Origin of the sequence: Maribacter polysiphoniae (genome assembly GCF_003148665.1) — a bacterium.
GTDB lineage: Bacteria > Bacteroidota > Bacteroidia > Flavobacteriales > Flavobacteriaceae > Maribacter_A > Maribacter_A polysiphoniae.
Map to the genome: position 1 here is coordinate 41,430 of NZ_QGGQ01000007.1, position 12,634 is coordinate 54,063.

A 12,634-nucleotide genomic window follows, 5' to 3' on the forward strand; every position below is an offset into this window, starting at 1 on the left:
TCGATTATTTTTTTAATACCCAAGTATCTTTAGATCCACCTCCTTGGGATGAATTAACAACAAGATTGCCTTTTTCCAAAGCCACTCTTGTCAGGCCTCCTTTTAATACGAATTCTTTGTCCTTTCCCAACACCGTAAAGGTTCTGAGGTCAATATGACGTTGTTCAAAAGATTCGCTTTCGTCTATATAGGTAGGGTGCACAGAAAGTGACATAATTGGTTGTGCAACATACTTCCTTGGATTTTCCTTTATTTGTTTTTTGACTTTTTCAATTTCATTCTTGGTCAGTCTATTGCCTATTGATATGCCATAACCCCCGGCTTCATCAACAGGTTTTACCACCAATTCATGAACATGTTCCAGTACATATTTTAACTCATCCGGCCTACTACAATGATAGGTGTGTACATTGCTTAATATAGGTTCTTCATCAAGATAGTATTTGATTATTTGCGGCATATAGGTATACACGGCCTTGTCATCGGCCACACCGGTACCCGGGGCATTTGCCAGGGTGACATTGCCTTTTTTATATGCGGCAAAAAGACCGGGCACCCCTAAGGAGGAGTTAGGTTTAAATTCAAGTGGGTCTATGAATAGATCGTCAACACGCCTGTAAATCACATCAACCTTTAATGGGCCACGAATGGTTTTCATGTATACAAAATCATTTTCCACGAACAGATCTTTCCCTTCTACAAGCTCAACGCCCATGGTTTTCGCCAAATATGAGTGTTCATAAAAAGCGGAATTGAACATGCCAGGGGTTATGACCACACATACAGGATTGTCGACACCTTTGGGTTTGACCGTTTCCAAAAGGTCAAGCAGGTTTTCGGCATAGTTTGTCACGGTATGTGTTTGGTAGTGGTTAAACACACCAAAAAGAGCTCTTTTAAGGGCGGTTCTATTACAGATGACATAGCTTACCCCGGAAGGACATCTGATGTTGTCCTCGAGAACATAGAATTTACCGTCTGTGTGTTTAATGACATCAGTGCCCGATATATGGTTGTAAATTCCTCCAGGGGGGTCTAAATCCATCATTTGATGAAGATAATTATTGGAAGAACTGATAAGATCCAAAGGAACAATTCCTTGTTTGATTATTTTCTTTTCGTGATAAACATCCCAAAGAAAAAGGTTCAAAGCCTTACTGCGTTGAATAGATCCACGCTCAATAATGTCCCATTCATTTGCATCAATGATTCTTGGAAAAAGGTCAAATGGAAAAATTTTCTCATGGCTTTCTTTTTCACCATAAACCTGGAAAGTAATCCCTTGGTTAAAAAAGGAAGCCCTGGCTTTTTTATTCAAATCAGCAAATTCCTTAATCGAATGCCCACCATAAATATCGAACAATTTTTGGTAAACCTCTTTTATGTCCCCTCCCTTTGTATAGATTTCATCATATAAATCAGGGTTTTTATTATAGAAAGAAAATATAGGATGTTCGGCTTTCCCCATAGAAAATTATTTTTCATCAAAATACTTTATAGCTGGCACTTATCCTATAATGATTTGATATTAGTTTAGTAAATAATATAAATATACTGGATAAAAGTAAGTGTATTATTATCATATTCTTACTAAAATCAAGAATTGATCAAGATACTTATTTAATGGAATTTTGGTTATTTTTAGACCATAATACACAACTATGAAAATAAGGCTACTGCTACTCGTTTTTTTGATGCTTTCCAACACGATTGACGCACAATTCAAAGGAAATAAGGAAGATTATAAAAAGTACGACGGCTTGTTCAACTTTTATCTGGATGATAAAAACGATAGAATCTATTTAGAGGTCGAGGACTTGGAAAAGGAATTTCTATATGTTTATGCATTAAGTAGCGGTATTGGGAGTAACGATATAGGCTTGGATCGTGGACAGCTCGGTAACGAACAGGTTGTTTTCTTTAAAAAGGCAGGCGGTAAACTGTTGCTGGTTCAACCCAATTTAAAATTTAGGGCTCTGACCGATAATGCCTTGGAACGGAAATCGGTGGAGCAGGCATTTGCGAAATCCGTCCTTTACGGTTTTAAGATCGAGGAGGAAAAAGACGGAAAATATATTATAGATATTACGGATTTCCTACTGCAGGATACCCATGGTGTTGCCTCAAGGTTAAAACAATCCGAACAGGGGGTCTATAGCTTGGACAAAACTAAAAGTGCCTTTGACATGGACAGGACCAAGGCATTTCCAAAGAATGTTGAATTTGATGTGACTTTGACTTTTAAGGGGGAAGCCAAGGGGCAATACATCAAATCCGTTACCCCGAACCCTAATTTGGTTACCGTGGCCCAACACCATTCGTTGATCGCCTTGCCCGATGAGGGCTATAAAAAACGGATTTTTGATACCCGCTCTGGATCGTATCCTATGAGTTATTATGATTATTCCACGCCGGTACAGGATCCAATTGTCAAAAGGTTCATTACCCGACATCGGTTGCAGAAAAAAGACCCGAATGCCCCAATCAGTGAAGCCGTAGAACCAATTATTTATTATTTGGACAATGGTACACCCGAACCCATTCGTTCCGCACTTTTGGAAGGAGGGAGATGGTGGAACCAGGCTTTTGAGGCTATTGGATATAAAGATGCCTTTCAGTTGATCATGTTGCCCGATGATGCCGACCCCTTGGACGTACGTTATAATGTGATTCAATGGGTGCATCGATCGACCAGGGGATGGAGTTATGGTGGTAGTATCACAGACCCTAGGACAGGCGAGATCATTAAAGGGCACGTAAGTCTTGGCAGTCTGCGTATTAGACAGGATTTTCTAATCGCCCAGGCATTAATGGATAAACCCTTCGCGGAGCGGGACGATAATGACCAACCCATGTTGGATTTGGCCTTGGCACGTATTCGACAGCTTTCTGCACATGAGATAGGGCATACCCTTGGTTTTGCCCATAATTATGCGGCTTCAACCAATGACAGGGCTTCGGTAATGGATTATCCGCATCCACAGTTTACCATGAAAAATGGGAAAATTGATTTTTCTGAAGCCTATGCCACAGGTATTGGGGCATGGGATAAGGTTACCGTTGCCTACTCCTATACCGATTTTCCTGAAAATAAGGATGAAAAGCAGGGATTGGAGACTATTTTGGGAGCTGCCAAAGAACAAGGACTGCGATATATCACCGATCAGGATGCCCGCCCAGGGGGAAGTGCCCATGTTTTGGCACATTTGTGGGACAATGGAAAAAATATTACAAAGGAATTGGATGCGATGTTGGATTTGCGGGCTCTTGCCATTGCTAATTTTTCCATCGATAATATCCGAAAAGGGGAGCCCAATACCGTTTTGGAGGATGTTTTTGTACCCCTTTATTTCTTTCATCGTTATCAAACGGAAGCGGTGGCCAAGGTTGTGGGCGGTATGGATTATCATTATGCGGTAAAAGGGGATGGACAGGCAGTCGTCTCCATTGCGGACAAAAAAATGCAGCAAGAGGCGCTGTCGACTCTTTTAAAAACATTGGATGCCCAGTGGATGGCCATTCCTAAGGAAAAGTTGGAATTGTTTCCTCCGAGGGCTTTTGGGTATCCAAAAAACAGGGAATCCTTACAAGGGAAGACCGGGGTTGGTTTTGATGCGTTATCGGCACCGGAAACCTCCGCGGATATGACCTTGACTTTTTTATTGCACCCGGAAAGGGCTTCTAGGTTGATTCAGCAAAAGGCCTTACAGCCCAAGAATTTGGGATTGGCCGATGTACTCGATGCCGTAATTGAAAATACCATAGACAAACAGCATAAGGATGCCTATTTTTCTGAAGTCCAGTGGAACATCAATTTTCGGGTGGTATATCATTTGATGAATCTTGCGGCCCATGATAAGGTCCATCCCCAAGTGAATGCCATTGCCTTTCAAAAATTAAAAAGACTTAGACAGCAACTATTGGCCAAAAATGACCCCTATCCACAAGAAATGATAAGACGGATCGATGGGTTTTTGAAGGCTCCGGAGAAATTCCAATTGATTGCTGCCCCAAAGATTCCTGATGGTTCCCCAATAGGAATGGACTGTATGCATTAAAACGAGTCGAAAAACGTGCAGATAAAGGAGTATCCAAATAAATAAATTACAAAGTGAATATCAATTTGATCAGTGATACGGTGACCCAACCTTCCAAGGGAATGTTGGAGGCCATGATGAATGCCCCAGTGGGCGATGATGTATTTAAGACCGACCCCTCGGTCAATGCCTTGGAGGCCAAGACAGCGGAACTATTCGGTAAGGAAGCCGCTTTGTTTTTTCCTAGCGGCACCATGGCGAACCAGACGGCCATAAAACTGCATACCCAACCTGGGGAGCAATTGATATGCGATAAATATGCCCATGTATATAATTATGAGGGTGGGGGAGTCAGTTTCAATAGTGGCGTTTCCTGTAGGCTAATCGAGGGCCATCGGGGAATGATGACCGCAGGACAAGTGGAGGCAGCTATAAATCCGCCCGATTTTTACCACAGCCCATTGACTACCTTGGTGTGTATTGAGAATACCACCAATAAGGGTGGTGGTGCGTGTTGGGATATTGAGGAGTTGAAGAAGATCAAGAATGTTTGTAAAAAGCATAACCTGGCCTATCACTTGGACGGTGCGCGAATATGGAATGCAATGGTCGCCAAGAATGAGACCCCGCAACAGTTCGGACAATTGTTCGATACCATCAGTGTTTGTTTCAGCAAGGGGCTCGGTTGTCCCGTAGGTTCCGTGCTGATGGGTAGTAAGGCGATGATGGACAAGGCCTTGAGGATACGGAAGATCTTTGGAGGGGGCATGCGACAAGCGGGTTATTTGACGGCGGCGGCATCCTATGCCTTGGATCACAATATCAACCGATTGGCAGACGATCATAGGAAGGCATTTGAAATTGGGGAGGTATTGGAAGGATTGTCCTTTATAAAAAAGGTGGAACCGATTGAAACCAATATTATCATTTTCGAGATCGATGAAAATACGTTGTCCGAAGAGGGCTTTTTAAAAAAATTAAGCGAACAAGGAATATCGATCATAGGTATGGGACAAGGAAAATTGCGCATCGTCACCCATATGGATTATACCGACGGAATGCATGTGCGATTCCTCGACATCCTGAAAAAACTATAATTCACCTAAATGGGATAAGGTGTCAATTCTTTTCATCAAGGTTTTGATGCCATTTTCCATTCCGGCCTCAGAAGTATAATATTGGCTGTGACCGATCAGTTGGCCATTCGGATTTTTGATGTCGAACAAGAATAATCCGTCGTTACTGGTTTTTCGTTCAAACCGTATACTTTTAATATTGGTGGGATTTAGGTTTTGTACGGTATGCTGCATTTCTGCCTTATCGAAATACTCAACACTTCTCAAAAGGGTATGCCCACTTTGTGATTTAAGTTTGAAACTATATTTGTTCGTGCCTTTTTTCTTTATTTCTATCATAGCGAAACCCTGTAATACTTAAAAGTAACACATTTTGATCAAATAATTTTTAATTCTTTTTCTCAAAAAGTAATAAAAATCCTACGTAATTGTATTTCATCGAAGAAATATGTTGTTTGTCGACACTTGAATCGGTCATTTTTTTAGTTCCTCTATAAAGGTTTTGTGTTCATCTACTTTCGCAGCAAGTAACAATACAATAACAAACACTAAATTTTTATTATGAGAAAAATTCTATTCCTTTTTGCAGTTATGACTGCGTCTATTACAATGGCACAAGACTTGCCAGCCAATCCTGAGCCGGGAAAATGTTACGTTCGTTGTACCACTCCGGATGTATACGTTAATGAAACCGTGACTTTAACGGTAAAGCCTGCTTACAAGGTTTTAAAAACTGTTCCTGCCACTTTTAAGACAATTACTGAAAGGGTTGAGATAAAGGCTGCTGGTAAAAAATTGACCGTTGTTCCAGAGAAATGGGGAACTGAGACCATTACATATGTATCCAAAGAAGGCGGTAACACCTTGCGTGTTAGTACGGCATCCTTTAGACCAAGTTCTGAAACCATTGAAATTAAGCCCGCTTATGCACAATGGGAATTGGGAGCTGCAGCACCTGATTGTGCCTCTGGTAATCCTGATGATTGTAGATACTGGTGTTATAAAGGGTATCCTGCTGAGTTCACTACTATTTCAACTGAGGTCTTGGGAACGGATGCTTCTGTTGCCAAAACACCAATAGGTTCCAAAAACGCTTCCTATACCAAAAGGGTATTGTTAGAGCCGGCCAAAGTTATCGAAGAGGTGATTCCTGCCCAGTACGACGAGATCACTAAAACGGTATTGGATAAAGATGCTTATACTGTTGAAGAAACCGTACCTGCTGTAACAAAAACAATTACTAAGGAAGTGTTGAAGCAAAAAGGTGGATTGACTACATGGACAGAAGTTGAATGTTCTTTAGTGGAATACCAAGCTTTGCCTATCAACTGGAACTTGGGTAGTGCTACTTTGACTGCTGAGGCCAAAAGAATCATCGATACACGTTTAATGCCTGTTTTGCAACAAAACCCAGGTGTTAAATTGGAGATTGCTTCCCATACCGATGTAAGGGGTAATGCTTCTTCCAACCAAGATCTTTCTGAAAGAAGGGCTAAGGCTGTCGCTGATTATTTGATCACCAAAGGAATTAACTCTAGCTTATTGGTAGCCAATGGTTACGGAGAGAATAAAGTTAAGAACAGATGTGCAGAAGGTGTTTCTTGTACCGAAAGAGAGCACGCGGTTAACCGAAGAACGGAATTCAGGTTGATCAACAACTAATACAGGTAAAACACTAACCTATAAAAAGGACCTCCATATCGGGGGTCCTTTTTTGTTGAACCGTAATTTGAAATCTAAATGCTTCAATAGGTAAAAAGACCTAATCGGTAACCATTGATTATAATAGCTTTAAAACAACACATTGTCCTGTTGTTGGTAAAGGACTAATACACCTAGCTACAGCCTATCGTATCGTACATGCCAACACAGGGTTGGTCCATAAAAACAAAAGGCTTCCTGAATGGGAAGCCTTTTGTTTTATAAAGGTAATCGATGTATTATTTATACCTGCTCAATAAGTCTAGATGATAGCGGATCTCACCATTCATGCTATAACCAGAATATTCGTCCAACGCCTTCCCTTTTGCATTGACTATTTTTAGAAGGGGGAATACTCCCTTTTTGTTGTACTTCTTTAAAAGATCCTTGTTGTGTTGCCTCTGCTCTGGGGAAAGTAAATCCCTATTTCTTGGCATATCAATATATAAAAGGACATAGTCTTTGGAAAGCGCCTTGAATTCCGCTGAATCGAATAAATCGGTCTTTAGCATTTTGCATGGGGGACACCAATCGCTTCCCGTAAAATAGACCAAGACATTCTTATGGTCTTTTTTTGCCACTTTTAGCGCCTTTTCAAAATCAGTCAACCATTTCGTATCCTTATCCATGTCCGTATGCATCTCGGTGGTAAGGAATAATGGGACTAGGAATAGGAATAACAAACTTTTCATGATGTCGTTTTTTATGAGCTTTTCAAAAACCCTGCCAAGGGTCTATTTGAATAACGAATCCATTCCTGGAATATTGGGCATGCCTTCCTTGGCAACTGCCGCAAGTTCGGTTTCGTTGACTTTCGTGGCCTTTTCTATCGCCGTGTTCAAGGTTAGGATAAGGTAATCCTCTAGCTGCTCCTTGTCCTGCAATAAACTTTCATCCAATTTGATTTCCTTTATGACCCTATTGGCTGAAATCGAAACGGATAATAGGCCATCGGATGATTCTTCCTGAAGGTAAACGGTATCCAATCTTTTTTTTGTGGCTTCTACTTTTTCTTGGGCTTCTTTGAGTTTTCCCATCATTCCCATCATATCTCCAAACATGTTGTCTATTTTATATGTTACGGAGTCAAAATTACTAAATTGTACCGATACCCCAATTATATGATCCACAGGGTAAAAAGAATGCTTGTTTCTATGGTAAGTATTACTTTTGCATTTTCTTTCCATAATGAATAGATTACCATGACAAAAAATGTTGCCCCCGTTGCCAAAAAAGTAAAAAAGGAATTAGTAAAACATAATGATATAAGGGTAGATGATTACTATTGGATGAACGATAGGGAGGACCCGGAGGTCATAGCCCATCTCGAGAAGGAAAATGCCTATTATGAAAAATTGACTGCGCATACCAAGGATTTCCAAAACGTTTTGTTCGAGGAGATGAAGGAAAGGATCAAGGAGGATGATTCCTCGGTACCTTATAAGAAAAATGGATATTGGTATGTTACCCGCTATGGGAAAGGCAAGGAATACCCCATTTATAGCCGTCATAAAGACACGTTGGACGCCCCGGAGGAAATCATGTTCGATTGCAATGAAATGGCTGAAGGGCACGAATTCTTCAATTTAGGGGGGATTGCTATCAGTCCAGACAATAAATTGGCGGCATTTGGTATAGATACGGTTTCGCGAAGGCAGTATACCATTCAGATCAAGAATCTTGAAACTGGTGAAATTTACAGTGATAAAATAGAAAACACCACGGGTGGCTCTGTTTGGGCCAATGATACCAAAACCTTGTTCTACAGTAAAAAAGACCCAGTTACCCTTCGTGCAGATAAGATTTACAGGCATACCTTCGGTACCGATGCCAAGGAGGACCATATGGTGTATCATGAGGAGGATGAGACGTTCGGAACCTTTGTCTATAAAACAAAATCACACAAATATTTGGTCATAGGTAGCTACAGCACATTGACGTCCGAATTCAGGATATTGAATGCTGATACCCCCATGGATGATTTCAAGGTATTTTCCCCACGGAAAAGGGGATTGGAATATTCCATAGCGCACTATGGCGATTCATTTTATATTCTAACCAATAAGGATAAGGCAAGGAACTTTAAACTGATGAAGGTAGGGGAAGTGCAGACTTCTTCGGAATATTGGGAAGAGTTCATCCCCCATAGGGAGGAGGTCTTGCTAGAGGATATTGATATCTTCAAGGATTATTATGTGCTTTCCGAACGGGAGAATGGGTTGAATAAACTAAAGATCACCCGTTGGGATAAAACGGATAGTTATTATTTGCCCTTCGAAAGTGAAACCTATACGGCTTATGTGGGTGCCAACCCAGAGTTCGACACGGAGATCCTACGCTATGGCTATAACGGGATGACGACACCCAGTTCGGTTATTGATTTTAATATGCGCACCAAGGACAAGGTGGTAAAAAAAGAACAGGAAGTCTTAGGGGGTAAGTTCAAAAAGGAGGATTATCGATCAGAGCGAATATGGGCCACCGCCCGTGATGGGGCAAAGGTCCCGATGTCTATCGTGTATCATAAGGACACTGAGGTCAACAAAAACACACCCGTATTGCAATATGCCTATGGTTCTTATGGGTCAACCATTGATCCGTATTTCTCAACGGTCCGTTTAAGTCTTTTGGATCGTGGTTTTGTTTATGCCATTTCCCATATAAGGGGCGGACAATATTTGGGTAGGCAATGGTATGATGATGGTAAACTCCTAAAAAAGATGAACACGTTCACCGACTTTGTTGATTGTTCGAAACATCTGATCAAAAACAACTTTACAAGTCCTGACCATCTCTATGCGATGGGGGGGTCTGCGGGTGGACTTCTGATCGGGGCAGTGGTGAATATGGCACCCGAACTTTATAATGGGGTTATTGCCGCTGTGCCTTTTGTGGATGTGGTAACTACCATGTTGGATGATTCCATTCCGTTAACGACAGGGGAATATGACGAATGGGGGAATCCCAATGAGAAAAAATATTACGATTATATGAAATCGTACTCCCCTTATGATAATGTAACTGCCCATGAATATCCTAATATATTGGTAACTACGGGATTGCATGATTCCCAAGTGCAATATTTCGAACCTGCAAAATGGGTGGCGAAATTACGGGAATTAAAAACTGATGATCATTTATTGTTGTTCAATATCAATATGGAAGCTGGCCATGGAGGTGCTTCCGGTCGTTTCGAATCCTTGAGGGAAGTGGCTAAGGAATATGCATTTATATTGGATTTGGAAGGGAAAATCGAATGATAATAAAAAAAATAGTAGTTTTGTCGAGGAATTTGATCAATTTGATAATTGTCAAGGGTCAAAACTTAGATTGCCTTTATGGAACATAAGATAAATGCCTACGATAGTGTCCTAGACTTAATAGGAAACACTCCCCTAATCAAACTGAATAAATTAACGGCCAACCTTCAAGGTAATTTTTATGCCAAAGTAGAGGCCTTTAACCCAGGACATTCCACTAAGGACAGAATAGCATCCTATATAATAGATCAAGCGGAAAAGAAAGGTATCCTAAAGGAAGGGAACACCATAATCGAGACCACTTCGGGGAATACAGGCTATAGCCTTGCCATGGTGAGTATCATTAAAGGGTACGATTGTATTCTTGCGGTCAGTTCTAAATCCTCTGCCGATAAAATTGATATGCTGCGTTCAATGGGTGCCAAAGTTTATGTGTGCCCTGCCCATGTTAGTGCTGATGATCCACGGTCTTATTATGAGGTGGCAAAAAGATTGCATAAGGAAACAGAAGGTTCCGTGTATATCAACCAATATTTCAATGAATTGAATATTGATGCCCACTATGCATCAACAGGTCCCGAGATTTGGGATCAGACCAATGGAAGGATTACCCATTTGGTTGCCTGTAGTGGCACCGGCGGTACCATCTCTGGCATAGGAAGATATTTAAAGGAAAAGAATTCCGATGTAAGGGTCATCGGGGTTGACGCTTTTGGTTCAGTATTGAAAAAATACCATGAAACCGGTGAATTCGACAATAAGGAGATTTACCCATATCGCATAGAAGGACTAGGGAAAAATCTGATTCCTACTTCGACCGATTTCAGTGTTATCGATGAATTTATTAAGGTTACCGACGAGGAAAGTGCCCATTCTGCACGGGAATTGGCCCGTACCGAGGGTATTTTTGCCGGTTATACCAGTGGGGCGGCCATGCAGGCCATAAAACAATTGGATGCCCTTGGGAAATTTGACAAGGATAGTAATATCGTGGTGGTGTTCCCTGACCATGGGTCTCGATATATGAGTAAGGTCTACAGCGACAAATGGATGGAAGACCAAGGATTTATGGGGGCTGAGGTAGAACAAGAAACCCACAGTGTACAGTTTATAAAATAGGGTTTAAAATTATCTAAACCAATAAAAAGCAATGATTTAAACATCATTGCTTTTTTTTTGCGTACCAATATGTTATGAATGCTGATGAAAAATCTCTACTTTTGCAGACAAACCAATTAGGTAAAATGAGAGATATATTTGAAAGAATTATTGAGAATAAAGGTCCGTTGGGAAAATGGGCTTCTCAGGCAGAAGGATATTTTGTTTTTCCAAAATTAGAAGGACCTATTTCCAATAGAATGAAGTTCCAAGGAAAAGAGGTGATTACTTGGAGTATAAATGATTACTTGGGACTATCCAATTTACCGGAGATTAAGAAAGTTGATGCGGAAGCCGCTGCAGAACATGGTTCTGCGTACCCTATGGGGGCGAGGATGATGAGTGGACATACTGATTTTCATGAGCAACTCGAGAGGGAATTGGCAGCGTTTGTTTCCAAGGAATCTGCATATTTATTGAATTTTGGGTATCAAGGTATGGTTTCGGCCATAGATGCTTTAGTGGCGAAGGACGATATTATCGTATATGATGTAGACGCCCACGCTTGTATCATTGACGGTGTACGTTTGCATATGGGTAAACGTTTTACCTTCAAGCATAATGATATGGAGAGTCTTGAGAAAAATCTGGAACGTGCCAAAAAAATGGCTGAACAGACCGGTGGAGGTATATTGGTTATTTCGGAAGGTGTATTTGGTATGCGTGGGGAACAAGGCAGGTTAAAGGAAATCGTTGCCCTAAAGGAAAAATATAATTTCAGACTGTTCGTTGATGATGCGCACGGATTCGGTACCCTAGGTAAAACGGGTGCTGGAGCAGGGCAGGAGCAAGGTGTACAGGATGATATTGATGTGTATTTTGCGACTTTCGCAAAATCAATGGCGGGTATAGGCGCTTTCTTGGCTGCTGATAAGGAAATTATAGATTATCTAAAATACAATCTTCGTTCACAAATGTTCGCCAAGTCACTTCCTATGATTTATGTGAAAGGTGCCTTGAAACGTTTGGATATGTTACGCACCATGCCACAATTAAAGGCCAAACTTTGGGAGAATGTAAATGCATTGCAAAATGGTCTTAAGGAACGAGGTTTTGATATCGGTAGTACCACAAGTTGTGTGACACCTGTTTATTTAAGCGGAAGTATTCCTGAGGCAATGGCTTTGGTTAAGGACCTACGTGAAAATTACGGAATATTCTGCTCAATTGTAGTGTATCCTGTAATCCCTAAAGGGATGATCTTATTGCGTTTGATTCCTACAGCTACACATACGATGGCTGATATTGAAGAAACTTTGGAGGCGTTTTCAGCAATACGCGAGCGTCTTGAAAATGGTACGTATAAAAGATTGTCAGCTGCAGTTGCTGCTGCCATGGGAGAGTAAACGTACTTATTATACCATTAAAAACCCCCAGCATTCATGGAACGCTGGGGGTTTTG

At 41.1% G+C, this 12,634-nt stretch carries 10 protein-coding genes; 6 read left to right on the forward strand and 4 right to left on the reverse strand.

Translation table 11 applies throughout. The features are described from left to right. Positions 1–4: 4 nt before the first annotated feature. Entirely contained in the window at positions 5–1,468 is a 1,464-nt protein-coding gene (locus tag LX92_RS14490) for a circularly permuted type 2 ATP-grasp protein (RefSeq protein WP_109652013.1), read from the reverse strand. A 193-nt stretch (positions 1,469–1,661) separates the two neighbouring features. Between LX92_RS14490 and LX92_RS14495 the strand changes: the two genes are divergently transcribed. After that, entirely contained in the window at positions 1,662–4,058 is a 2,397-nt protein-coding gene (locus LX92_RS14495; RefSeq protein ID WP_109652015.1) for a zinc-dependent metalloprotease, read from the forward strand. Positions 4,059–4,111: 53 nt separating this feature from the next. Next, positions 4,112–5,134, forward strand: coding sequence for a threonine aldolase family protein (locus tag LX92_RS14500; protein WP_109652017.1), 1,023 nt, complete (start codon positions 4,112–4,114; stop codon positions 5,132–5,134). On the opposite strand, the gene LX92_RS14505 is transcribed toward LX92_RS14500, so the two are convergent. Next, the gene (locus tag LX92_RS14505) at positions 5,129–5,452 is read right to left on the reverse strand and encodes a YegP family protein (RefSeq protein ID WP_109652019.1); all 324 of its coding nucleotides are present in this window, start codon (positions 5,450–5,452) and stop codon (positions 5,129–5,131) included. The genes LX92_RS14500 and LX92_RS14505 overlap by 6 nt on opposite strands. Positions 5,453–5,674: 222 nt before the next feature. On the opposite strand from LX92_RS14505, the gene LX92_RS14510 reads away from it, so the two are divergent. Next, positions 5,675–6,775 carry an OmpA family protein gene (locus LX92_RS14510; RefSeq protein ID WP_109652021.1) on the forward strand — a complete coding sequence of 367 codons (1,101 nt, stop codon included), beginning with the start codon at positions 5,675–5,677 and terminating at the stop codon, positions 6,773–6,775. A gap of 278 nt (positions 6,776–7,053) precedes the next feature. Here LX92_RS14510 and LX92_RS14515 read toward each other — a convergent pair whose 3' ends face one another. Next, the gene (locus LX92_RS14515; protein WP_109652023.1) at positions 7,054–7,506 is read right to left on the reverse strand and encodes a thioredoxin family protein; all 453 of its coding nucleotides are present in this window, start codon (positions 7,504–7,506) and stop codon (positions 7,054–7,056) included. Between the two features lie 42 nt (positions 7,507–7,548). Beyond that, a complete protein-coding gene (locus LX92_RS14520; RefSeq protein WP_109652411.1) occupies positions 7,549–7,875 on the reverse strand; it encodes a YbaB/EbfC family nucleoid-associated protein in 327 nt (108 codons plus the stop codon). A 141-nt stretch (positions 7,876–8,016) separates the two neighbouring features. On the opposite strand from LX92_RS14520, the gene LX92_RS14525 reads away from it, so the two are divergent. The 3 genes from LX92_RS14525 (at position 8,017) to LX92_RS14535 (ending at position 12,578) form a co-directional block, all read left to right on the forward strand. Continuing rightward, positions 8,017–10,074, forward strand: coding sequence for a S9 family peptidase (locus LX92_RS14525; RefSeq protein WP_109652025.1), 2,058 nt, complete (start codon positions 8,017–8,019; stop codon positions 10,072–10,074). Between the two features lie 78 nt (positions 10,075–10,152). Then, entirely contained in the window at positions 10,153–11,193 is a 1,041-nt protein-coding gene (locus LX92_RS14530; protein WP_109652027.1) for a PLP-dependent cysteine synthase family protein, read from the forward strand. 125 nt (positions 11,194–11,318) lie between these two features. Beyond that, a complete protein-coding gene (locus LX92_RS14535; protein ID WP_109652414.1) occupies positions 11,319–12,578 on the forward strand; it encodes an aminotransferase class I/II-fold pyridoxal phosphate-dependent enzyme in 1,260 nt (419 codons plus the stop codon). Positions 12,579–12,634: the final 56 nt, after the last annotated feature.

Bases quoted from the DNA above. Each gene is read 5' to 3' on its own strand.
- LX92_RS14490 (WP_109652013.1), bottom strand. From the start codon at position 1,468: ATGGGGAAAGCCGAACATCCTATATTTTCTTTCTATAATAAAAACCCT.
- LX92_RS14510 (WP_109652021.1), top strand. From the start codon at position 5,675: ATGAGAAAAATTCTATTCCTTTTTGCAGTTATGACTGCGTCTATTACA.
- LX92_RS14505 (WP_109652019.1), bottom strand. From the start codon at position 5,452: ATGATAGAAATAAAGAAAAAAGGCACGAACAAATATAGTTTCAAACTT.
- LX92_RS14525 (WP_109652025.1), top strand. From the start codon at position 8,017: ATGACAAAAAATGTTGCCCCCGTTGCCAAAAAAGTAAAAAAGGAATTA.
- LX92_RS14495 (WP_109652015.1), top strand. From the start codon at position 1,662: ATGAAAATAAGGCTACTGCTACTCGTTTTTTTGATGCTTTCCAACACG.
- LX92_RS14515 (WP_109652023.1), bottom strand. From the start codon at position 7,506: ATGAAAAGTTTGTTATTCCTATTCCTAGTCCCATTATTCCTTACCACC.
- LX92_RS14520 (WP_109652411.1), bottom strand. From the start codon at position 7,875: ATGTTTGGAGATATGATGGGAATGATGGGAAAACTCAAAGAAGCCCAA.
- LX92_RS14535 (WP_109652414.1), top strand. From the start codon at position 11,319: ATGAGAGATATATTTGAAAGAATTATTGAGAATAAAGGTCCGTTGGGA.
- LX92_RS14530 (WP_109652027.1), top strand. From the start codon at position 10,153: ATGGAACATAAGATAAATGCCTACGATAGTGTCCTAGACTTAATAGGA.